This window comes from Bradyrhizobium jicamae, assembly GCF_001440395.1.
GTDB lineage: Bacteria > Pseudomonadota > Alphaproteobacteria > Rhizobiales > Xanthobacteraceae > Bradyrhizobium > Bradyrhizobium jicamae.
The window spans coordinates 1-23,281 of the sequence record NZ_LLXZ01000150.1 but is presented as its reverse complement, the minus strand read 5'-3'; the positions used below and the strand labels follow the sequence as shown (position 1 = coordinate 23,281).

At 63.6% G+C, this 23,281-nt stretch carries 20 protein-coding genes; 15 read left to right on the top strand and 5 right to left on the bottom strand.

Annotation, left to right across the window (positions count from 1 at the left end):
- Positions 1–101: 101 nt before the first annotated feature.
- From CQ12_RS24050 to CQ12_RS24030, 5 genes are all read left to right on the top strand, one after another.
- Positions 102–965: an EamA family transporter gene (locus CQ12_RS24050; RefSeq protein WP_057837783.1), complete on the top strand. Its 864-nt coding sequence runs from the start codon at positions 102–104 to the stop codon at positions 963–965.
- Between the two features lie 94 nt (positions 966–1,059).
- The gene (locus CQ12_RS24045; protein ID WP_057837782.1) at positions 1,060–2,250 is read left to right on the top strand and encodes a YbfB/YjiJ family MFS transporter; all 1,191 of its coding nucleotides are present in this window, start codon (positions 1,060–1,062) and stop codon (positions 2,248–2,250) included.
- Positions 2,251–2,473: 223 nt separating this feature from the next.
- On the top strand, positions 2,474–4,147 hold the full coding sequence (locus CQ12_RS24040) for a tetratricopeptide repeat protein (RefSeq protein ID WP_057837781.1): 1,674 nt from the start codon (positions 2,474–2,476) through the stop codon (positions 4,145–4,147).
- Positions 4,148–4,245: 98 nt separating this feature from the next.
- Positions 4,246–5,280, top strand: coding sequence for a putative zinc-binding metallopeptidase (locus tag CQ12_RS24035; RefSeq protein ID WP_245310104.1), 1,035 nt, complete (start codon positions 4,246–4,248; stop codon positions 5,278–5,280).
- A complete protein-coding gene (locus CQ12_RS24030) occupies positions 5,277–6,311 on the top strand; it encodes a D-alanine--D-alanine ligase family protein (RefSeq protein ID WP_057837779.1) in 1,035 nt (344 codons plus the stop codon). Before CQ12_RS24035 ends, CQ12_RS24030 begins: the two co-directional genes overlap by 4 nt.
- 76 nt (positions 6,312–6,387) lie before the next feature.
- Here the strand turns inward: CQ12_RS24030 and CQ12_RS24025 are convergent, their stop codons facing one another.
- The 4 genes from CQ12_RS24025 to CQ12_RS24010 all read right to left on the bottom strand — a co-directional run bounded on the left by CQ12_RS24025 (position 6,388) and on the right by CQ12_RS24010 (position 9,621).
- Positions 6,388–7,173: a molybdopterin-dependent oxidoreductase gene (locus tag CQ12_RS24025; RefSeq protein ID WP_057837778.1), complete on the bottom strand. Its 786-nt coding sequence runs from the start codon at positions 7,171–7,173 to the stop codon at positions 6,388–6,390.
- Between the two features lie 17 nt (positions 7,174–7,190).
- The gene (locus CQ12_RS24020) at positions 7,191–7,820 is read right to left on the bottom strand and encodes a cytochrome b/b6 domain-containing protein (protein ID WP_057837777.1); all 630 of its coding nucleotides are present in this window, start codon (positions 7,818–7,820) and stop codon (positions 7,191–7,193) included.
- A 183-nt stretch (positions 7,821–8,003) separates the two neighbouring features.
- Positions 8,004–8,558 (bottom strand): fasciclin domain-containing protein, encoded by a 555-nt coding sequence (locus CQ12_RS24015; RefSeq protein ID WP_057837776.1) that lies wholly within the window; start codon positions 8,556–8,558, stop codon positions 8,004–8,006.
- A 301-nt stretch (positions 8,559–8,859) separates the two neighbouring features.
- Complete coding sequence (locus tag CQ12_RS24010; protein WP_057837775.1) at positions 8,860–9,621, bottom strand: SDR family oxidoreductase; 762 nt, start codon at positions 9,619–9,621, stop codon at positions 8,860–8,862.
- Positions 9,622–9,709: 88 nt separating this feature from the next.
- Between CQ12_RS24010 and CQ12_RS24005 the strand changes: the two genes are divergently transcribed.
- Positions 9,710–11,236, top strand: coding sequence for a malonate--CoA ligase (locus tag CQ12_RS24005; RefSeq protein ID WP_057837774.1), 1,527 nt, complete (start codon positions 9,710–9,712; stop codon positions 11,234–11,236).
- A gap of 132 nt (positions 11,237–11,368) precedes the next feature.
- Here the strand turns inward: CQ12_RS24005 and CQ12_RS24000 are convergent, their stop codons facing one another.
- Positions 11,369–12,229 carry a sulfite exporter TauE/SafE family protein gene (locus CQ12_RS24000; protein ID WP_057837773.1) on the bottom strand — a complete coding sequence of 287 codons (861 nt, stop codon included), beginning with the start codon at positions 12,227–12,229 and terminating at the stop codon, positions 11,369–11,371.
- Between the two features lie 677 nt (positions 12,230–12,906).
- On the opposite strand from CQ12_RS24000, the gene sdhC reads away from it, so the two are divergent.
- From sdhC to CQ12_RS46620, 9 genes are all read left to right on the top strand, one after another.
- Positions 12,907–13,305 carry a succinate dehydrogenase, cytochrome b556 subunit gene (gene sdhC / locus CQ12_RS23995; RefSeq protein WP_057837772.1) on the top strand — a complete coding sequence of 133 codons (399 nt, stop codon included), beginning with the start codon at positions 12,907–12,909 and terminating at the stop codon, positions 13,303–13,305.
- Between the two features lie 14 nt (positions 13,306–13,319).
- Positions 13,320–13,694 carry a succinate dehydrogenase, hydrophobic membrane anchor protein gene (sdhD, locus tag CQ12_RS23990; RefSeq protein ID WP_141688181.1) on the top strand — a complete coding sequence of 125 codons (375 nt, stop codon included), beginning with the start codon at positions 13,320–13,322 and terminating at the stop codon, positions 13,692–13,694.
- 3 nt (positions 13,695–13,697) lie between these two features.
- A complete protein-coding gene (sdhA, locus tag CQ12_RS23985; RefSeq protein ID WP_057837770.1) occupies positions 13,698–15,554 on the top strand; it encodes a succinate dehydrogenase flavoprotein subunit in 1,857 nt (618 codons plus the stop codon).
- Between the two features lie 24 nt (positions 15,555–15,578).
- Positions 15,579–16,364: a succinate dehydrogenase iron-sulfur subunit gene (locus CQ12_RS23980; protein ID WP_057837769.1), complete on the top strand. Its 786-nt coding sequence runs from the start codon at positions 15,579–15,581 to the stop codon at positions 16,362–16,364.
- Between the two features lie 492 nt (positions 16,365–16,856).
- A complete protein-coding gene (locus CQ12_RS23970) occupies positions 16,857–18,998 on the top strand; it encodes a hybrid sensor histidine kinase/response regulator (RefSeq protein ID WP_057837767.1) in 2,142 nt (713 codons plus the stop codon).
- A gap of 124 nt (positions 18,999–19,122) precedes the next feature.
- Positions 19,123–21,174, top strand: a complete 2,052-nt coding sequence (locus CQ12_RS23965; protein WP_057837766.1) for an ABC transporter ATP-binding protein/permease — start codon at positions 19,123–19,125, stop codon at positions 21,172–21,174.
- A gap of 214 nt (positions 21,175–21,388) precedes the next feature.
- Positions 21,389–22,216 (top strand): FkbM family methyltransferase, encoded by an 828-nt coding sequence (locus CQ12_RS23960; RefSeq protein ID WP_057837765.1) that lies wholly within the window; start codon positions 21,389–21,391, stop codon positions 22,214–22,216.
- A 43-nt stretch (positions 22,217–22,259) separates the two neighbouring features.
- A complete protein-coding gene (locus tag CQ12_RS23955; RefSeq protein WP_057837764.1) occupies positions 22,260–22,646 on the top strand; it encodes a VOC family protein in 387 nt (128 codons plus the stop codon).
- 91 nt (positions 22,647–22,737) lie between these two features.
- A complete protein-coding gene (locus CQ12_RS46620; RefSeq protein WP_083519460.1) occupies positions 22,738–22,968 on the top strand; it encodes a hypothetical protein in 231 nt (76 codons plus the stop codon).
- The last annotated feature ends 313 nt before the right edge of the window (positions 22,969–23,281 follow it).

The following is a 23,281-nucleotide window of genomic DNA, read 5'->3' as shown; positions in this document are numbered from 1 at the left end:
GGCTAAAACGCCGGAGGCGGATTGGCAAGGCATCGCAGACAGGCCAAAAAGGCAGGTAACGAGCAACCCGCGGCCCCCAAGAAGGCACCAAGACGGACCTCATGACCGCAGCCATTATTTTTGCCTTCGCTTCGGCCTTCTTTCTCGGCGCCGGGGTCGTTCTGGCGCAACTGGGCCTGCGGACCGTCGATCCGCTCTCGGGAGCCGCGATCAGCGTTCCCTCGTTCACCCTGCCGTTCCTCGTACTGTCGCCGTTGATCCTGCAGGGCGAGCCGGTAGTCTGGGAGGCCTTGCCGATTTTCATCGCCATCGGCCTGTTCTTCCCGGCTTCGCTGACGCTCCTGACCTTCGCCTCCAACCGGGCGCTCGGGCCCGTCATTACCTCAACCCTCGGCAACCTCGCGCCGCTGTTTGCGGTGGCAGTGGCGGTGATCCGGCTGCACGAGCCGCTGCATCCGCCGCAACTGCTCGGCCTCATCGTTGCCGTCGCCGGTGCCGCGATCATCACGGTCACCCGACCGCGCGATCTCGGCCATTGGCGGAGCTGGGCGCTGCTGTTGCCGCTGTGCAGCGCGCTGATCCGCGGCATCGTGCCGCCGGTCGTCAAGCTCGGGCTTGCGGTCTGGCCCAGCCCGCTCTGGGCCTGCCTGGTCGGCTACGTCATGTCGTCGCTGGTGGTGCTGACGGTGCAGCGCGTCCGCACCGGCAGCTTTGTCGTGCAGGCGCCGCGCGCCGGCCTGTTCTGGTTTGCGATGACCGGGATCAGCAACGGGCTGAGCGCACTCACGCTGTTCGCCGCAGTCCGCAACGGACCGATCACGCTGGTGGCGCCGCTGGCGGCGATCTATCCTCTGGTCACGGTGGGCTTAAGCGCCGTCGCGCTGAAGCACATCACGATCACCGCACGGATCGTGGCGGGCACCGCGCTGACCGTGCTCGGCGTCGTGCTGGTGTTGATCGGCTGAAGCCGTTGCAGGATTGGCAAGACACCGTTGCGGACAGCGCACCTGTGCAATCCCCGCGCTGCCTGCCAGAATGCCGACACGCCGGAGTAACTTCTTGCACAGCCCCGACCGCCCCGAGCTTTACGCGCATCCCGCGCGGCTGATCCTCATCCTGTCGCTGGCGCCGACCGTAGGCCTCGGCATCGGCCGCTTCGCCTATGCGCTGGTGCTGCCTGATATGCGCGATACGCTGCTCTGGTCCTACTCAGCAGCCGGCTTCATGAACACGATCAACGCCGCCGGCTATCTCGCGGGCGCGCTGCTCGCCTCGCGCATGATCCGGCGCTTTGGCCTGGTCGCATCGGTGCGATGGGGCACGCTGGCCTGCGTGCTTTCGCTGGCGCTTTGCGCCATCACGGGCAATTTCTACGTCCTGAGTTTTGCGCGGCTGCTGGCGGGCGTCGGCGCCGCGGCCGGATTCGTCGGCGGCGGAACGCTGGCGGCGACGATCGCGCAATCGCGGCCCGAGCGGGCGAATTTTCTGCTCAGCCTGTTCTATGCCGGACCCGGGATCGGCATTCTCGCATCCGGGCTGGTCGCGCCGTTTGTGCTGCAAGGATTTGGGCCGGGGTCGTGGTGGATCGTCTGGTGGGCGATGACGGCGCTTGCGGTCATCATGACGATCCCGGTGCTGCAGGCGCCACTTCATGACGGCGCGACGCGAACCGCAACCGCAACGGCCAAATTCGCGATTGCGCCGGTCGTGATCTATCTCGCCGGCTACTTTCTGTTTGGCGCCGGCTACATCGCCTACATGACCTTCATGATCGCCTATGTCCGCGATGCCGGCGGCGGCGCTGCGGCACAGAGTGCGTTCTGGAGCCTGATCGGCGTGAGCGCATTCGTGACGCCATGGGTGTGGCGGCGCGTGCTCGCGCTCGACCGCGGCGGCCTCGCCACCACAATCATTCTCGGCGTCAACGCCATCGGCGCGGCGCTGCCGATCTTTGGACAATCGCTGTGGCTGCTCGCGATATCGGCGCTGGTGTTCGGCGTCGCCTTCTTCGCCGTGGTCGGCTCCACCACCGCCTTCGTCCGCTTCAACTACCCGCCGCAGGCCTGGCCGACCGCGATCGCGGCGCTGACCATTTCATTCGGCATCGGCCAGACATTAGGCCCGATCGTCGTCGGCGCGATCACGGACGCGGCGGGCAGCCTGTCGTTCGCGCTGAACGTTTCCGCGGCAATGCTGGCGCTCGGTGCGGTGCTGTCGGCGTTTCAGAGGAAGGTCACGCGGAATGCGTAGGGTGGGCAAAGGCGCGCCTTCGCGCCGTGCCCACTATGATCTTGCGCGGAGAGAGATGGTGGGCACGCTTCGCTTTGCCACCCCAGGATTCAGCGGCTTTCCTCGCCTGCGGCAGTTTGCGGGAGCAGGCGGCGGCGCCTTGTGATAAAGTGACTGAGCAGCACCGCACGTAATCGGCCGACACTCCGAAGCATCCCGGCAACACGAAAACGGAGAAGCGATCATGGAGACGAAGGGGGACGTAACCTATTTCGATCTCGGGCCGTACAGCCGCAAAATCACCACTTCATCGCCTGACGCCCAGCTTTGGTTCGATCGGGGCCTCAACTGGCTCTTCGGTTTCAACCACGCCGAAGCGATCAAGTGCTTTCAGAAGGCGCTGAGCCATGATCCCGAATGTGCGATGGCGCATTGGGGCATCAGCTACGCCTCGGGCCCGAACTACAACCTGCCGTGGGTTCGCTACGATCCCCTTGGACGGCAGATGGCGCTGTCGGCATCTTATGAGGCCATGCAGGCCGCCCTTGCGCATGCCGGCAAGGCGTCGGCGGTCGAGCAGGCGATGATCCGTGCCCTACCCGCGCGCTATCCGCAACGCGAGGCGATCGACGACATGGCGCCCTGGGACAAGGCCTACACGATAGAAATGCGCAGGATCTTCGAAGCGTTTCCCGGGGATCTCGACGTCCGGGCGGTGTTTGCCGAGTCGCTCATGAACGAGACGCCATGGCAGATGTGGGACCTGCCCTCCGGCAAACCGGCGGGAGCCGGCACCGAGGAATGCAGGGCGGTGCTGGAATACGCGCTCGAGCGGGTCCCTGCTGCATGGGATCACCCGGGTTTGCTGCATCTCTACGTCCACCTGATGGAGATGTCGCCGTTTCCGCAAGCCGCGTTGCGGGCCGGCGACCGGTTGCGCGAGATCGTTCCGGATTCCGGCCATCTCATCCACATGCCGACGCATCTCGACGTGCTGTGCGGGCACTACAAGGACGTCCTTGTCTACAATCAGAAGGCGCTGGCGACCGACCGCAGGTTCGTCGCTTATTCGGCAGATCCTGGCGTCTACCTCGTCTACGTCATTCACAACTTCCACTTTGCGATCTACGGCGCCATGTTCCTGGGACAGTACACGCCGGCCATCGCGGCGGCCGAGGAACTGATCGCCACGATTCCCGAGGCGGTGTTGCGGATCGAATCGCCGCCGATGGCGGACTTCCTCGAAGGTTATCTGACGATGAAGCAGCACGTGCTGGTGCGCTTCGGCAAATGGCGCGAGATCATCGCGCAGGAGCTGCCTGAAGATCGCGACCTCTACTGCTCGAACGTCGCCATGCTCCACTACGCCAAGGCGGTCGCGCATTCGGCGCTGGGCAATGTCGCCGAGGCCGAAACGGAGAAAGGCTTGTTCATGGCCGCGAAGACCCGCGTGCCCGAGAGCCGTCGCGTCCACAACAACAAGATTGTCGATCTGCTCGGCGTGGCCGAAGCGATGCTGAATGGCGAATTGGAGTATCGAAAGGGCAATCATGACACGGCCTTCGCGCATCTGCGCAAATCGGTCGAACTCAGCGACGGCCTGCCCTATGACGAGCCGTGGGGATGGATGCAGCCGACCCGCCACGCGCTGGGAGCCCTCCTCCTCGAGCAGGGACGGATCGACGAAGCCGAGGCGGTCTACCGCTCCGATCTCGGACTTGACGGCAAGCTGAGCCGCGCCTGCCAGCACCCTGATAATCTCTGGTCGCTGCACGGGCTGCACGAATGCCTGGTCCGCCGCGGAGAAAAGGCCGAGGCGGCGCTGATCCGACAACGGCTCGAGCTGGCGCAGGCGCGCGCGGAGATTCCGATCAAGGCATCCTGCTTCTGTCGTCGCATGGACATGGCGGCGGCGTAGCCGTTCGCACGCCGCAAGGGCAGGCCGCGAAGGCTCGGCGGTTGTTGCCGGCGGCATCCTGTGACAACATCCAGGCATCGGGTTTTCATGACTTCTGGATGCCTATGCCACCGCGGAAATACACCTGGGAGAAGCTGTCGGATGAGCAGTTGCTCAACCAACGCCTCAGCAGCCTGAGGGTTACAGTCGAAGACACCTGGCTCGAAGATTGTCTCAGCGCCCTCTATGAAGAGCTCGGAGCGCGGGACATCCGGCTGCGGCCACACGCATGGGTATCGAGCGAATGGTTTAGCCCGGCAGATGTGCCCGGCATTGCCATCCCATTCTATCTCACCCATCCCCGCCTGATGAAGATCGAGAAGAAGATGATGCTCGACGTCGAGGGCGGCACCTGGTCCGAGTGCATGGCCATTCTCCGTCATGAGGCAGGCCATGCCATACAGCACGCCTACCAGCTGCAACGTCGCCGGCGCTGGCAGCAGCTGTTCGGCCCGTCCTCGAAGCACTACCCGCGCTACTATCGGCCCAATCCGGCCAGCCGGAGTTATGTCCAGCATCTTCGGCTCTGGTACGCGCAGAGCCATCCGGACGAAGACTTTGCCGAAACCTTCGCGGTGTGGCTGCGGCCGCGTTCGAACTGGCGGACGCGCTATGCCGGCTGGCCGGCGCTGAAGAAGCTCGAATATGTCGACGAATTGATGGGCGAAATCGCCGGGAAGCGACCGCCCATCACGACGCGGGAGCGTGTCGATCCGCTGCATGAGCTCAGCCAGACGCTTGGCGACCACTACAAGAAAAAGCAGGCGTTCTACGAATTCAAGCCACCGAAGACTTACGACCGCGACCTCTCCCGGCTGTTCTCCGCCGATCCACGGCATCGCCGGGAGCAACCGGCTTCGGCCTTCATCAGGCGGCACCGCGCTCAAATCAGGCAGCTGGTTGCGCGGTGGACGGGCGAGAACCAGCTTACGCTTGATGCCGTGCTTGACGACATGATCTCCCGCTGCCGCGAGCTCGATCTGCGTGCCGCCGGCTCCAAACAGAAGCTGGTGATCAATTTCAGCATATTGCTGACCGCCAAGACCATGCACGCGCTGTTTGGCCCGTCGCGGCGCAAATGGATCGCGCTATGAGACGCCTGCGCATTCTGGTGCTGATGCATCCGGACTTCGTTCCCCCGGACTCCACCGAGGGATACACGGTGCGGCAGATCAATGAATGGAAAACAGAATTCGACGTCGTGAGCACCTTGCGTGCGGCCGGCCATGAAGTTCACCCGCTCGGCGTGCAGGAGGAAATCAAGCCGGTCCGCGACGAGATCGAAGGTTTCAAGCCGCATGTGGTGTTCAACCTGCTCGAGCAGTTCCACCATGAGCCGGTGTATGACCAGCACATTCCAAGCTTTCTCGAGCTGATGCAGATCCCGTATACCGGGTGCAATCCGCGTGGCCTGATCCTGGCGCGCGGCAAGGATCTGTCCAAGACGCTGGTGCACCATCGCCGGATCGCGGTGCCGGCCTTCGCCGTGTTTCCGATGCGCCGCAAGGTCAAACGGCCGGCGCGTCTCGCGCTGCCGCTGATCGTCAAGAGCCTGAACGAGGATGGATCGTTCGGCATCTCGCAAGCCTCCATCGTCGATACGGACGAGAAGCTCGCAGAGCGCGTCGCCTTCATTCACGAGCGGGTCGGAACTGCCGCCATCGCCGAGCAATATATCGAGGGACGCGAGCTCTACGTCGGCGTCCTCGGCAATACCAGGTTGCGGGTCCTGCCGGTTTGGGAATTGAAGTTCGGCAGCATGGGCGGCCAGGCTGCCCGGCACATTGCCACCGAGAAGGTCAAACACGATCCCGATTATCAGGAGCGGGTCGGAATTGAAGATGGCCCGGCCAAGGATCTTGCGCCGGAAGTACACGCCCGCATCCAGCGAATAGCAAAACGCATCTACCGAACGCTGGGCCTCGATGGATACGCGCGCATCGACTTTCGCCTCGCGGCCGACGGCACGCCGTATTTCATTGAAGCGAACCCCAATCCCGAGATCGCAAAGAGCCAGGAGTTCGCTACCGCGGCCAAGCATGACCGCCTGGATTACCCGGACCTGCTGCACCGCATTCTGGCCCTCGGAATAAGCCGGGCAAAGGCGGGCGTATCCGTGGGCTGAAAGACAACACGAGACGGGGCATGGCGGCGGTTCGTTTCAAAATTCAGGCAGCAGCGCGTAGTGACAATGACGCGGGCTAGCTCCCGCTGAACGAATTATACCCCTGGTCTTCCCAGAAGCCGCCCTTGTAGTCGTTGGTGACTTCCATCGAGATCACATATTTCGGGCTCTTGAAGCCGAGTTTTGTCGGCACCCGGATCCTCATCGGAAAGCCATAGGCGCGCGGCAAAATCTCGTCGCCGAACTTGAAGCTCATCTGGGTCTGCGCATGCAGCGCGGACGGCATGTCCAGCGGCGAGTTGTAGCCATCCCTGTCGGCGCACTGGAACCAGACATATTTCGCGCGCGTGTCCGCGCCGATCAGTTTCAGGAAGTCGCGCAAGGGAACGCCGGTCCAGCTTCCGATCGCGCTCCAGCCCTCGACGCAGATATGGCGCGTGACCTGCTTGACCTGCGGCAATTGATAAAGCTCGTCCAGCGTCCAGGACTTCTTGTTGTCAACCAGGCCCCGCACTTCGAGCTTCCAGCTCTTGCCGTCAATTTCAGGCGCGTCGTCGATGTCGTAATAACCGTTGAACGGGAACGGTTTTGTGATTGCGCTTTCCGGATACGTCGGCGCCATCGCATGGGGATTGAAGATCAACGCCTGCACGCCGTCATTGAATTTTGAGACCTGCTTCAGCATCTCTTCGGCCGAAAAACTGTCGGTCACGTCGCAGCCGGTCAGCAGCGTCAGCGCGCCGAGGCTGGCGCCGCCGGTGATGAAGCGCCGGCGTGTCAGATCAGGCATGGACTTGACGGCGTCCCGGACGAGAAGCGTCTTGTCGACGCCGGGGATCAAAAGGTTGCGCATGCGGCCCATGATCTTGCTCCCTTGAACTAGCGGCCGATGATCATGGCGCGCAGGCTCTTCGGCACCAGAAGAGCGAGCACGACATGGATCACCATGAAGGCGACAATGCCGGCCATGCAGAAGAAGTGGACGTAGCGGGCGGCCTCGTAGCCGCCGAACAGCGCCGTCAGATATTGAAACTGGACCGGCTTCCAGATCGCAAGCCCGGACAGCACGATGAGGATGCCGACGATGATGACGCCGGCATAGAGCAGCTTCTGCACCTGATTGTATCTGGTGAGATCCGCATGTGACAGCTTGCCGGTCAGCGCCGCCTTGGTGTCCGAGATCACGCCCTCCGGCGTGATCGGCAGCAGCTTCCTGCGGAAGCGGCCGGTGACAAGGCCCATAACCAGATAGATCAGGCCGTTGACCATCAACAGCCACATCGCGGCGAAGTGCCAGAGCAGCGCGCCGCCGAGCCAGCCGCCCAGCGTGATGCTCGAGGAGAATGTGAAACCGAACAGCGGCGAGGCATTATAAATCTGCCATCCCGACATGATCATCAGGACCATCGCGAAGGCGTTGGTCCAGTGCAGGGCCCGCACCCAGGCCGGCTGGATGACCTTGGCCTTGGTGGAGGTCGCTTGCTCGTCGCTGACTGTGACGGCCGACATGGCTCTTCCCCGCTTCTGGTTCGGTATCGGTTTATACGCCGGGAACCGGCTTTCCGTTACTGCCATGACGCTATCAGATCGATGCATGGCGCGTATCGAATTCACAAAAAAGCGAGCCGGGTTGCCCCGGCTCGCCCAATCCACGCGCCCCTGTTGGGACCAGTCAGGTACGCGCGGGGAGTTTTAGGATGCCGGCATCAGCACGGTATCGACCACATGGATCACGCCGTTCGACTGGTTGACGTTCGAGATCGTCACCTGCGAGGTTCCGCCCTTGGCGTCGACGATCCAGACCTTGCCGTCCTGGAGCTTGACCGACAGCTGTTCGCCTTCGGCGGTCTTGAGCTTCATGCCGTCCTTCAGGTCGGCGGCGGCGAGCTTGCCGGGCACGACGTGGTAGGTGAGGATCTTGGTCAGGGTCGCCTTGTTCTCAGGCTTCACCAGCGTCTCGACCGTGCCGGCCGGCAGCTTGCCGAAGGCAGTGTTGGTCGGCGCGAACACCGTGAACGGGCCCTTGCCTTCCAGCGTCTCGACCAGGCCGGCGGCCTTCACCGCGGCGACCAGCGTGGTGTGGTCCTTCGAGTTGACGGCGTTCTGGATGATGTTCTTGGAGGGGAACATCGCGGCGCCACCGACCATGACGGTCTTTTCCTCTGCGCTGGCGGGCGCGGTGATGGTGGCGGTGAAGGCCAGCGCGCTGAACACGGCGGCGGACAAGAGTGCAATACGTTTGGACATGGAATCTTCTCCCGAGGATTGCGATGGCCGGCGGGTTATCCGCCGGGATGAAAACAACGACGCTGGTCGATGGACCGGTTGATTTCGTCGTCGTTGAACCGAGCTACGGGAGGTTTTAGGGGCGGTTTCGGCGAATAAATTATCGTGATGGCTGAAACTTTTGGGGAGGTAGATCGTGGCGTATCGACCAGTTTGTAGAGCGGGTTAGCCGAAGGCGTAAGAAGGCGTAACCCGCCGCCACAACACCACTCAGGCGACAAAGAACGGCGGATTACGCTAACGCTAATCCGCCCTACGCAATTTAGTCCCGGTTCGCCGGCGTCTGGATAAACCCGCGATTGTGCGTCGGGCTGATCAGGATCTCGTTGACGCAGACGCGAGGCGGAAGGCTGGCGACGAAGGCGATGGTGCGGCCGCAATCTTCCGGCTGCAGCATTTTCGCCTGCTCCGCTTCCGATGGCACCACGGGACGCAGCTTCAGGATCGGGGTTGCGACCTCGCCCGGCGACAGGCAGCAGGCGCGAAGTCCATTGACGCATTCGTCCATGTTGAAGGAATGGGTCAGCGCCAGCACTGCGTGTTTAGTGGTAGTGTAGGCCGGGCCCGGCATTTTCGAGACATGACGGCCGGCCCAGGACGCGACGTTGATGATGCAGCCGTCCTGTTGTTTGCGCATCGCCGGCAGCACTGCGCGCATGCAGTAGAGCACGCCGTTGAGGTTGATCTCGACGACCTTGTCCCAACCCTCCAGTTCCATGTCAGCCCAGCTTCGCTTCGGCACGTTGAGGCCGGCGCTGTTGACCAGAAGGTCGATCCGGCCGTGCCTGGCCAGGATCTGGTCGGCGGCCTTGTTGACATCTTCCTTGCTGCTGACGTCGAGCGCGATCGCCTCGGCCTTGCCGCCGTTTTTGGTGATATTGGCCACGACCTCGTCGAGGGCGTCTTTCCGGCGTCCGGAAACCACCACGGTCCAGCCATCCGCCGCCAGGAATTCGGCCCCTGACGCGCCAATTCCGCTGCCGCCGCCGGTCACCCAAGCCACCCGTTTCCCGTTATTTGTCATGCAAACTGTCTCCGTTGCTTTTTGAAGGGCGTTCTTGCTATTCCAGCCGGCGAAAATTCCCGGCCAGCGCCCTCTTAGGGAAGTTTGCATGAACACGACCGCCAACGCCAATCTGTTTTCCCGCCTGTTCGATACGCTCGACGATCCGAACCGGCTTGCGATCGAAATGCTCGACGGCACGCGCATCAGCTATGGCGAGTTGATCGCCCGCGCCGGCCAGATGGCGAATGTGCTGGTGTCGCGTGGCGTCAAGCCCGGCGACCGCGTCGCAGCCCAGACCGAGAAATCGGTGCCGGCGCTGATCCTCTATCTCGCGACGGTACGCGCGGGCGCGGTCTATCTGCCGCTCAACACCGCCTATACGCTCAACGAGCTCGACTACTTCATCTCCGACGCCGAGCCGTCGTTGGTCGTCTGCGATCCCTCGAAGGCGGAAGGCATCGGCGCGATTGCGGCGAAAGTGAAGGCAAAAGTCAAGACGCTTGGGCCTGACGGCAAGGGCTCGCTGACGGACGCCGCCGCCAAGGCGGACGCCGCATTCGCAACGGTTGCCCGCGCCAATGACGACCTCGCCGCGATCCTCTACACGTCAGGCACGACAGGCCGTTCCAAAGGCGCGATGCTGACGCACGACAATCTCGCGTCGAACTCCTATAGCTTGGTCGACTACTGGCGCTTCACGAATAAGGACGTCCTGATCCACGCGCTGCCGATCTACCACACCCACGGCCTGTTCGTGGCGAGCAACGTCACGCTGTTCGCCCGCGCCTCGATGATCTTCCTGCCGAAGCTCGACCCCGAACTGATGATCAAGCTGATGGCGCGCGCGACCGTCATGATGGGCGTGCCGACCTTTTACACGCGCCTGTTGCAGAGCCCGGCGCTATCGAAGGAATCGACCAGGCACATGCGGCTGTTCATTTCGGGCTCCGCACCGCTGCTCGCCGATACCCATCGCGAATGGTCGGCGCGCACCGGCCACGCCGTACTGGAACGCTACGGCATGACCGAAACCAACATGAACACGTCCAACCCCTATGACGGCGAGCGCGTGCCCGGCGCGGTCGGCCTCCCCCTGCCCGGCGTCTCCGTGCGCGTCACCGATCCTGAGACCGGCAAGGAACTTGCGCGCGACGAGATCGGCATGATCGAGGTGAAAGGCCCGAACGTGTTCAAGGGCTATTGGCGGATGCCGGAAAAGACAAAATCCGAATTCCGCGACGACGGCTTCTTCATCACCGGCGATCTCGGCAAGATCGACGCCAAGGGCTACGTCCACATCCTCGGCCGCGGCAAGGATCTGGTGATCTCGGGCGGCTTCAACGTTTACCCCAAGGAAATCGAGAGCGAGATCGACGCCATGCCGGGCGTGATCGAATCCGCCGTGATCGGCGTGCCGCATGCCGATTTCGGTGAGGGCGTTACGGCGGTGGTGGTCTGCAACAAGGGCGCTGATGTCACCGAGGCGGGCGTCCTGAAGGCGCTCGACGGACGGCTGGCAAAGTTCAAGATGCCGAAGCGCGTGTTCGTCGTCGACGAACTGCCGCGCAACGCCATGGGCAAGGTGCAGAAGAATATTTTGCGGGATACGTATGCGAATATCTACGCGAAGTAGTTGGCTGTCGCGCCCCGATCGTCATTGCGAGGAGCGCAAGCGACGAAGCAATCCATGCCTCCGCAAGCGGCGCGATGGATTGCTTCGCTTCGCTCGCAATGACGGGGAGAGGGGCCGGTGACCGCTTCGCGGCTATGCGCCTGACAGCAAGCTGATTACAAACCTTCCGCCGACGATGAACATGTACGCGCCGAACGCCATCTCCAGCGCGCGCTTCGACAGCGCGTGCGCCACCTTTACCCCGAGCGGCGCCGTAACAAGCGTGGTGGGCATCACCAGTAGCGCGCCGATCAGCGAGACATAGCCGAGCGTGAACGGCAGTTGCAGCGCGGCGACGTCGGGAAAGCGCGCCGCCGCGGGCCAGCCGGCATAGACATAGCCGATCGCGCCGGGAATCGAGATCAACACGGCAATCGCCGAGGAGGTCGCGACCGCCTGATGGATCGGCCGGCCGTAGAACGTCATCAGGAGGTTCGCGAACAGGCCGCCGCCGACGCCCATCAAGGTCGACAGCAAGCCGACGAAGAAGCCGTAGACGCGCATCAGAAAACCCTTCGGCACGTCGTCGCCGAACTTCCAGCTTTCCCGCGACAGCAACAGCCGCGCCGCCGCCGACCATGCCACCATCACGAACACGATCTTGAACAGCCGCTCCGGCGCGTAGCGCGCGGTGACGCTGCCGGCGCCTACGCCGAGCACGATCGGCAGCCACCAGAGCCTGAGGATTCCCATGTCGACCGCCCCCCTTTTGTAGTGGGCGCGAAACGAGGCGAGCGAAGTCGGGATAATGATGGCAAGCGAGGTGCCGATGCAGAGCGGCATCCGCACCTCCATTGGGACGCCGGCGAGGCGGAAGCATTCATAGAACACCGGAACCAGGATCGCGCCGCCGCCGATGCCAAAAACACCGGCAAGAAATCCCGACAGCGCCCCGACCGCGATCAGCAGCAAGGCGAGTTCGATGAGTTCTCTGGGATCGAGGCCGGCGATCATGTCTTGCGTATCTCGTTCTGGACTTACGGCCGCGATGGCGACCGCGGGGAGCCTTAGCTGTTTCTGAAATGCGGGAGTATCCATTATCTCGTGGGGACACCCTTGCCGCGGGATCGCGACCATCATCGTTTTCTGGCGCTCTCAGGTGCCCGGCAGCGCCGAGCGGCGGCACCAAAGCGGGTCGCAAATTCCGCATATCCGGTCGGCTCTGGATGAATAGCCTCGACGCGCTCACGGCCGGCGCGGCAGCGCGTACGCCGTCGTGGCAGGGATCGGAAGCCGATCTGGCCGCGGGCCTCTTGGTGTGCGCGGCTTGCCAGATCCCAGCCAGTTCCGCTGCTGCGCTACCTGACGTTTCGGCTGTTGCGGCTGGCTTCTCCGAAGGTCCAGGCTGCTGTGGATGATCTCATTGAGCGGTGACGCAGCAACGATTCCGTTGGTCACTCGGGCGACCCCGAGATGAATAGAATCCTTGTTCAATTCTTCAACGGTGCCAACCGGCTCTGGTATACCAAGCCGCTGATCAATCGCGTTTCATAGCCGCGCTAGTAATGAACCGCGGTTCGATTTCAAGCCATTTGATCGTTGCGCGGACTGTTACGACTACGTAAATAGAATTCATCTACCGCGTTCCCCAATGGGGCCGGCCGCGGTCCCACACAACATAAAGTCGCCGAATGACCGCCAGGATCGAACGACCGATATCGCCCCATTTGCAGACCTACCGCGTGACCCTGACGATGGCGCTGTCCGTCATCCATCGCGCCACCGGCATTGCGCTCTATTTCGGTACTCTGCTGCTGTCCTGGTGGCTGATCGCCGCCGCCTCCGGCCCCGGGGCCTATGCCAACGTCCAGGCCTTCACCGGCAGCATCATCGGCAAGCTGATCGTGTTCGGCTACACATGGGCGCTGTTGCATCATCTGTGCAGCGGTTTCCGCTACTTCTTCTGGGACCTCGGCTACGGCTTCAAGGCCAATGAGCGCGAGGCGCTGACCTGGGGGGCGCTGATCGCGGGCATTTCGCTGACCGTCCTGGTCTGGATCGTCGCCTATACGGTCGGAGGCGGACGATGAGCAGCCGTTCCTCGATGCGCACGCCGCTCGGCCGGGTCCGCAATCTCGGCTCCTCCCATTCCGGCACCAGCGATTTCTGGCGCCAGCGTCTCACCGCGGTGGCGATGGCGCTGCTGATCCTGCCCGTCATCGTCATCGTGCTGATGCTGATCGGCCGCAACCAGGCCGGTGCGGCGCAAATTCTCGGCTCGCTGCCGATCGCGATCATTTTGGTCCTCTTCATCATCGCCAGCGCCTGGCACATGAAGATCGGCATGCAGATCGTGATCGAGGATTATATCCATAACGAGAAGCTCAAGCTCGCCAGCGTGATGGCGAACAATTTCTTCTGTATCGCGGTGGCGCTGGCGTCGATCTACGCGATCCTCAAACTGTCATCGGGAGTGTAGCCCATGGCTACTGACGGTAACGGCAAGGCCACTAACGGCAGCGGCGGCGTCGGAAGTAGTCCTGCCACCAACGGAAAAGCCTATCCGATCGAAGACCACACCTACGACGTCGTGGTCGTCGGCGCCGGCGGCGCCGGTCTGCGCGCCGTGGTTGGCTGCTCGGAAGCGGGCCTCCGCACCGCCTGCATTACAAAAGTCTTCCCGACCCGCTCGCACACGGTGGCGGCGCAGGGCGGCATCTCGGCTTCGCTCGGCAACATGCATCCCGACGACTGGCGCTGGCACATGTACGACACCGTCAAGGGATCGGACTGGCTCGGCGACCAGGACGCGATCGAATACATGGTGCGCAACGCGCCGGAAGCCGTCTACGAGCTCGAGCATTGGGGCGTGCCGTTCTCACGCACCGAGGATGGCAAGATCTACCAGCGCCCGTTCGGCGGCATGACCATGGACTACGGCAAGGGCCAGGCGCAGCGCACCTGCGCCGCGGCCGACCGCACCGGTCACGCCATGCTGCACACGATGTACGGCCAGGCGTTGCGCCACTCGGCCGAATTCTACATCGAGTTCTTCGCCATCGATCTGATCATGGACGACCAGGGCGTCTGTCGCGGCGTCATCGCGCTCAAGCTCGACGACGGCACGCTGCACCGCTTCCGCGCCCAGACGACGATTCTCGCGACCGGCGGCTATGGCCGCGCCTACGCCTCCTGCACCTCGGCGCATACCTGCACCGGCGATGGCGGCGGCATGGTGCTGCGCGCCGGCCTGCCGCTGCAGGACATGGAATTCATTCAGTTCCACCCGACCGGCATCTATGGCTCGGGCTGCCTCGTCACCGAGGGCGCCCGCGGCGAGGGCGGCTATCTCGTCAATTCCGAGGGCGAGCGCTTCATGGAGCGTTACGCGCCCTCAGCCAAGGACCTCGCCTCCCGCGACGTCGTCTCGCGCTCGATGACCATCGAGATCCGCGAGGGCCGCGGCGTCGGCAAGAAGAAGGACCACATCTACCTGCACCTCGATCATCTCGATCCCAAGGTGCTGAACGAACGGCTGCCGGGCATTTCCGAATCGGCGAAGATTTTCGCCAATGTCGACGTTACCCGCGAGCCGATCCCGATCGTGCCGACCGTGCACTACAACATGGGCGGCATTCCCACCAATTATCACGCCGAGGTGCTGACCAAGAAGAACGGCGACGACAATGCCGTGGTGCCCGGCCTGATGGCGATCGGCGAAGCCGCCTGCGTGTCCGTGCACGGCGCCAACCGGCTCGGCTCCAACTCCCTGATCGACCTCGTCGTGTTCGGCCGCGCCGCCGCGCTGCGACTTGCGGAAAAGCTGACGCCGAACAGCAAGCAGCCGGACCTGCCGAAGGATTCGTCCGATCTGGCGCTCGGCCGGCTCGACCATTATCGCTACGCCTCCGGCGGCACGCCGACGGCAAAACTCCGCGAGGGCATGCAGCACGTCATGCAGAGCAATTGCGCGGTGTTCCGCACCGGCGAGATCCTCAACGAAGGCCAGAACCTGATCCACAAGGTGCATGGCGGCATCGGCGACGTCGCGACGACCGACCGCTCGCTGGTCTGGAATTCCGACCTGATCGAGACGCTCGAATTCGACAATCTGATCGTGCAGGCGGTCGTCACGATGGATTCGGCGGCGAACCGCACCGAAAGCCGCGGCGCGCATGCCCGCGAGGACTTTTCCGAGCGCGACGACAAGAACTGGATGAAGCATACGCTGGCGTGGATCGACAATGGCGGCAACACCACGATCGATTATCGCCCGGTGCACGATTACACGATGACGAATGACGTTCAGTACATTCCGCCGAAGGCGCGGGTGTATTGAGAACGACAGCGAAGGCTTGCAAGTATGGCTGAATTCACACTTCCCAAGAACTCCAAGATATCAGGCGGCAAGGCCTGGCCGAAGCCGGCGGGCGCGACCGAGACGCGCGAGTTCAGGGTGTATCGCTGGAATCCGGACGACGGCAAGAACCCGAGCGTCGACACCTATCATGTCGACATCCATGACTGCGGGCCGATGGTGCTGGACGGCCTGATCTGGATCAAGAACAACATCGACCCGACGCTGACCTTCCGCCGCTCCTGCCGCGAAGGCGTCTGCGGTTCCTGCGCCATGAACATCGACGGCCAGAACACGCTGGCCTGCACCAAGTCGATGCATGACGTCGCCGCGGGCGGCGCGGTGAAGGTCAACCCGCTGCCGCACCAGCCGGTCGTGAAGGACCTGGTGCCTGACCTGACCAACTTCTACGCCCAATATGCCTCGATCGAGCCGTGGCTGAAGACGACGACGCCGACGCCGCAGAAGGAATGGAAGCAGAGCCACGAGGACCGCGAAAAGCTCGATGGTCTCTACGAGTGCATTCTTTGCGCCTGCTGCTCGACCTCCTGCCCGAGCTACTGGTGGAACAGCGACCGGTTCCTGGGACCGGCGGCACTCTTGCAGGCCAACCGCTGGGTCACGGATTCCCGGGATGAGGCCACCGGAGAACGGCTGGACAATCTCGAAGATCCGTTCCGGCTCTACCGCTGCCACACCATCATGAACTGCGCCAAGGCGTGCCCGAAGGGCCTGAACCCGTCGGAAGCCATCGCCGAGCTCAAGCTGAAGATGGTCGAGCGCCAGATCTAGGCGCGATCCCGTAGCCTGCAGCCCGGATGAGCGAAAGCTGCATCCGGGAATCCCTGGCATGGCGCCGGATGCAGCTGCGCTTGCCCTAGGGTTTCCCAGTCAAGTTGCGTCGCAGCCTGTCGGCGAACCAGAATGCAAAGATAACCACGAACGAGAGAACGAATAATTCTCCGGTCAACACGAACGCTTGTTCTGCCGCTGACATGACTTCCTCCCCGTCTGCCTGTTCGCCCACCGGTTGTTGCCGGCGCACGACTGCCCGGGTGGCAGCGCTGGGTACCATCGCCCGTAACGGTCAAGCCGGCATTGCGGTAGATCAACTTTGAGACCGTTGCCGTCTGCCTCCGGGCTCAACGGCGCGCGGTCACATTTGCAATTTGAAACAAATCGGAGCGAGGCGGGGTCCGACACGGCAGGCCATCGCGGTTCCATCGGCGGGACTTTGTTCATGGCCAAATCTTGCGTTAAGCTCGCCGCGGAGCTGGAGCGAGCGTGCAGACCGCGCAACGTAATTCGCTGAGACTGTTGCAATGGATGATGGTCGCCTCGCTGGCCCTTCCGTTGGGGCTGTTTGTATTCGCATCCGCCGTCTCCTGGGTCTCGATTCGCGAAACCGCCGATCGCGAAATCGAGCATTCGTTGGATGTCGCGCACGAGCATGCGCTGAAGGTATTCGAGACCATCGACCGCAGCCTGTCGGAGATGGCCGAGATCATCCGCGACGTTCCCGATGCCGACATCGTGGCCCGCGAGCAGATGCTGCATCTGCGGCTGAAACGACTGGTCACCTCGCTGCCGCAGGTGAAGTCGGCCTGGATCTTCGATGCCAAGGGCCATGCGCTCGTCAACAGCCTGGTCGTCCCGGCGCCCGAAATCGATTTTTCCGACCGCGACTATTTCAAGGCCCATGTCGACGCCGACATCGGCACCTATATTGGCGAAGCACTCACGCCGCGGCCGCCCTATCAAGGCGCGCCATTTTTCGGCGTCAGCCGGCGGCGCCCGAGTGAGGACGGCAGCTTCGCCGGCGTACTACAGGCTTCGGTCTTCCCGGAATATTTCGAGAGTTACTACGCCCGGATCGGCCGCGAGCCCGGCAGCTATTTCGCGCTCGGCCGTGCCGATGGCACCGTGCTGGCGCGTTTCCCGATCATCGACCGCGATATCCGCCTCGACCGCAACGGGCCGATCGCAAAACTGGTCGCGGCCAATCCCATGGCTGGCCTGATCACCGTGACCTCGCCGACCGACGGTATCGAACGCCGCCTCGGCTATCGGCGGCTCGCGGAATACCCGATCTATGTCGGCGCCGGCCTCGAGACATCGGCGATCCGCGCGCGCTGGCTGTCCACCATGAGCCAGCATCTGATCTTCGGCGCGCCGGCCACCGCACTGCTGTTTGCCTTGCTGGGGCTGGCCTTGCGCCGCACGCGCCATCTTCATTTCGAGGCCGAGAGGCGCCAGCAGGCCGAGGAGGCGCTGAAGCATGGCCAGCGGCTGGAGGCGCTGGGCCGGCTGACCGGCGGCGTGGCGCACGACTTCAACAATCTGCTCACCGTGATCCGCGCTTCCGTCGACCTGCTGCGGCGGCCCGACTTGGCCGAAGCGCGGCGGTTGCGCTACATCGATGCGATCTCGGATACGGTAACCCGCGCCGCCAAGCTGACCGGGCAGTTGCTGGCCTTCGCGCGGCGGCAGGCGTTGAAGCCGGAGGTGTTCGACGTCAGCCGAAGCGTGCAGATGCTGAGCGAAATGATCAGCACGCTGGTCGGTCCACGGATCGAGATTGTCATCCTCGGGTCGGAAGAGCCGTGCTTCGTCAATGCGGACGCCAGCCAGTTCGAAACGGCCATCATCAACATCGCCGTGAACGCGCGGGACGCCATGGAGGGCCGTGGACGGCTGACGATGGCGGTGGGAATGGCGGCCAGCCTGCCCAATGCCGCCCCGCTGCCGCAACATCCCTATGGCTATGTCGCCGTATCCGTCGCCGACACCGGCAGCGGCATTCCACCGGATCAGCTCGAACGCATCTTCGAACCCTTCTTCACGACCAAGCAGGCCGGCCACGGCACCGGGCTCGGCCTGTCGCAGGTGTTCGGCTTCGCCAAGCAATCCGGCGGCGAAGTCGCCGTCGCCAGCGAAGTCGGCAAAGGCAGCATTTTCACGCTGTATCTGCCGCGCACCGCCGGCAGCGGGAGATCGCGACAGCCGGCGACGGATGCCGCCGCGATCGACGGAAGCGGGACGTCGGTGCTGGTGGTCGAGGACAATGCCGAGGTCGGACGCTTCACGACCGACGCGCTGGCCGAGCTCGGCTACGCCGCCAAACTTGTCGGCAACGCCACCCATGCGCTCGAAGAGCTCGCAACCGGCGCCGAGCGATTCGACGCCGTGTTCACCGACGTGGTGATGCCCGGAATGTCCGGCATCGAACTCGCCCAGGAAATCCGCCGCCTCCACCCCGAGCTGCCGGTGGTGTTGACCAGCGGCTACAGCCACGTGCTGTCGGAGCACGGCAGCCACGGCTTCGAGCTGCTGCAAAAGCCCTATTCGATCGAGCAGCTTTCCCGGGTGCTGCACCGGATTGCCCGGCGAGACGTCGGACAAGAGGCGGCCTCCGCATCATCCTGAAACCGCATCGCTGGCGGACAGGTCGACGTAGCAGCGCATTTTCCGCGCGCAGCCTTTCTGATGCTGCCGGCGCGGTGATCCGGAACCCGGGGGAACCATTTGATTTGGCTGCCGTTGGGCCGCCATGGGCAAAGCAACCGTCAAATCGTCAGCGAAGAAACCCGCCGCGAACAAATCCGCCAAGGAAACCGCCGAGGAATCCCCCAAGGCAAGCAAGAAACAGGAGCCCGGCGAAAGCACGCCGGATTCCGAAGAAAAAGCCGAACTCGCCGAAGTCGTCGCTGAAACCGGCGATCACGTCGAACCGCCGCCGCCGGAGGTCGTCGAACCGGATCCGGAATTGTCCCCGGAAGAGGCCGAGCAGGCCCGCAAGGATTATCTGCTGACGCGGTTCTGGATCAGCGCGCGCGGCTATTGGGGCCGCAACGGCGACCGGCTGGCGTGGCTGTTCTCGATCGGGCTGTTGCTCCTGATCGTCACCAATGTCGCATTTCAGTACGGGATCAACGTCTGGAATCGCGCGATCTTCGACGCCATCGAGAAGCGCGATGCCGCGACCGTGTACTATCTCGCCGCGGTGTTCTTTCCACTCGCGATCGGCAGCGTGCTGCTCGGCGTGGCGCAAGTCTTCGCCCGCATGGGCATCCAGCGCCGCTGGCGCGCCTGGCTGACCCATGCCGTGATCTCGCGCTGGCTGGCCAACGGCCGGTATTACCAGCTCAATCTCGTCGGCGGCGACCACAAGAATCCGGAGTATCGCATCGCCGATGATTTGCGGATCGCGACCGACTCGCCGGTGGATTTCGTCGCTGGCGTCACATCGGCATTGCTCTCGGCCGCCACCTTCATCGTCGTGCTCTGGACCATCGGCGGCGCCCTGACAGTGACGGTAGGCGGCTCCGCCATCACCATTCCCGGCTTCCTCGTCATCGCCGCGATCGTTTACGCCGCGATCGCCTCCGGCTCGATCATGGCGATTGGACGAAGCTTCGTGCAGGTGTCCGAAGACAAGAACCAGGCAGAGGCCGAATACCGCTACGTCCTGACCCGCGTGCGCGAGAACGGCGAAAGCATCGCGCTGCTCGGCGGCGAAGAGGAAGAGCGCGACGGCATCGACAGGACGTTTTCGAACGTGCTGCGGCAATGGGCGCGCGTGGCTGGCCAGCATATGCGCACCACGCTGGTGTCGCAGGGATCAGGCCTGATCGCGCCGGTCGTTCCACTGCTGTTGTGCGCGCCGAAATTTCTCGACGGCAGCATGACGCTCGGTCAGGTGATGCAGGCGGCATCCGCGTTCACCATCGTGCAGACTGCGTTCGGCTGGCTGGTCGACAATTATCCGCGGCTCGCCGACTGGAACGCCGGCGCGCGCCGCATCGCCTCATTGATGATGTCGCTCGACGGCCTCGAACGTGCCGAACAGGGCGACGGCATCGGCCGCATCCAGCGCGGCGAAACCGAGGGCGGCGCCATGCTCAGCCTCAACGATCTTTCGGTGACGCTCGACGACGGCACTGCTGTCGTCGGCGAGACCGAAGTGGCTGTCGATCCCGGCGAGCGGCTGCTGGTGGCGGGCGAATCCGGCACCGGCAAGAGCACGCTGGTCCGCGCGCTCGCCGGGCTGTGGCCCTGGGGCGGCGGCAGCGTCAACTTCCATCCCGACCGCCGGCTCTTCATGCTGCCGCAGAAGCCGTACATCCCCTCGGGCACGCTGCGCCGCGCGATCACCTATCCCGGCGCGGCCGATGACTGGCTCACGAAGCAGATCCACGATGCCCTGCACAAGGTCGGTCTCGACCATCTCAAGGAGAAGATCGAGGAAGAGGGACCGTGGGACCAGACGCTGTCCGGCGGCGAGAAGCAGCGGCTGGCGTTCGCGCGGCTGTTGCTGCACAACCCCGATATCGTGGTGCTGGACGAGGCGACGTCGGCGCTCGATGAAAAGAGCCAGGACAAGATGATGGAGATCGTCATCCGCGAGCTGCCGAAGGCCACCATCGTCAGCGTCGCCCATCGCGCCGAGCTGGAGGCGTTTCACAGCCGCAAGATCGTGCTGGAGCGACGCAAGGGCGGCGCCAAGCTGGTCAGCGACGTCGACCTGATCCGGCGCAAGGACAAACGCCGCCTGCTCGGCCGCTTCCTGCGCCATCGGAAGGCAGCGAAGAAAGCGGCGTAATACTCCGCCGTCATCGTCCGCCTTGTGCGCAATGGCGCACTGGGGCGGACGATCCAGTATTCCAGAGACGGCAATGATTGATCGGGAGGCCGCGGCATACCGGATGCCCCGCCTGCGCGGGGCATGACAACCGACGGGGCCGAACACTCACAGCCTCGTTGGAGTCGCGCACAAAACCGGCTATGCATGCGGCGCTTCTACCGAGGACTACCGTTTGACGCCCGACAACGATCCTTCGCCCGCGCCGTTCGGCGCGTTCGCCCCGAATGCCGCACAGGCCGCGATCATTTCGCTGGCCCACCGCACGCGGCTGAAGCGTGGCGCGTTTCGCCCCTGGCTGTCGCGGCTGGTGAATCTCTTGCGCTCAGGCCCGGTCGACGTGCCCTATCAAGGCGCCTCGTTCCGCTTCTATCACCAGGCCAGCGCTACCGAGCGCGGCGCGCTGTTCAATCCCGCCTACAATGTCGAGGAGCTGGATTTCCTGCGTGAGCATGTGCCCACTGGGGGCACATTTGTCGATGTCGGCGCCAATGTCGGGACCTACGCGCTTGCATTGGCGCACCATGTCGGCGCCGGCGGCAAGGTGATTGCGATCGAGCCGCATCCGGTCACCCATGCGCGGCTCGCCTTCAACAGTGCTGCTTCCGGCTACCCCCAGGTGCGACTGGTCGCGGCCGCCGCCGGCCCCGCCGACGGCGAATTGATGATCGAAACCGACGGCGACAATCTCGGCGCCAGCCACATCGTCTCGGGCGAGGCCTCCGGCAAGGCGATCAAGGTGCCGTCGTTGCGGCTGCAGCGCATCCTCGAAGAAGCCGGCGCCTCGCGTGTCGACGCGCTCAAGATCGATGTCGAAGGGTTCGAGGATCGCGTGTTGATCGGCTTCTTCGCCGACGCACCGCAGCCATTGTGGCCGCGCGCGGTCGTGATCGAGCATCTGTCAAAGGACGAATGGCAGCAGGACTGCCTCGCCGACATGCGGGCGCGGGGTTATGTCGAGACCGGGAGAACCCGCAGCAACACGCTGCTGGCACGAGGCTGAATTACCGCTGCGCAAATCATTCCTCCAACCACGGGAGAGCTTGATGATCGACCACGTCGGATTTCCGGTTTCGGATTACGCGCGTTCCAAGGCCTTTTACCTGAAAGCCCTTGCGCCGCTCGACTACGTCCTCGTGATGGAGGTCGAGCAGGATCGACCCGGCGAGGAGCTCGCCGCAGGTTTCGGCGCCAATGGAAAACCCGATTTCTGGATCGGCGGCGAAGGCGGGCTGGACAAGCCGTTGCATGTCGCGATCGTGGCAAAGGACCGCGCGACGGTGGACGCCTTTTACAAGGCGGCGCTTGCCGCCGGCGCGCGCGACAACGGCGCGCCCGGAATTCGCGCGCACTATCACCCGAACTATTACGGCGCGTTCGTGCTGGATCCCGACGGCCACAATATCGAGGCGGTCTGCCACGCGCCCGCTTGACCCGGATCCACCGGTTCCATTTTCGAATCTGATGGAACCTGAGGCTGTCGCAGTCGTTGTCGCACCCGGAGCTGACCGTTCAGGAGATGTGATGCCGATCGAACCGCCGGAGATACCGCCGGCGACGCCAGGACAACCAACCGAGCCGCCACGAGAGGCCCCGCCTGGGAGCCCTCGTCCGGAGGTCCCGCCATCGGTCCGTGAACCGGGTCAACCACCACAACCGGAGGAGTTGCCGGGCAAGATGCCGGACGAGTTGCCGGTACGCGGGCCGAACGGTCCCCGCACCCCCAACCCCGCCACCGATCCGGGGGGCGGATGAACGCCTCGCCTGAACGCGCAATGAACAGGGATGCATGCAACCCATTGCGCCAATGAAATAAAAAGCATCCGAGCATTTGTAGGCCGCCACATTCCGGCCTAATGATTAGCCGCTCATCGACCAACTGACATGTCAATGAGGGCCCTTCCGTTGCTGTCAGGCCTATCTTCGGGGACCAAGGACACCATGACAAACCTACGCATTCTGCTGCTCGCCACGACTGCTTTGACGGCGACGCAGTTCGTGACCTCCGCATCGCATGCGCAGGCCGCGCCGATCGTCGTGGCGCAAGCCAAAGATGATGACGGCCGGG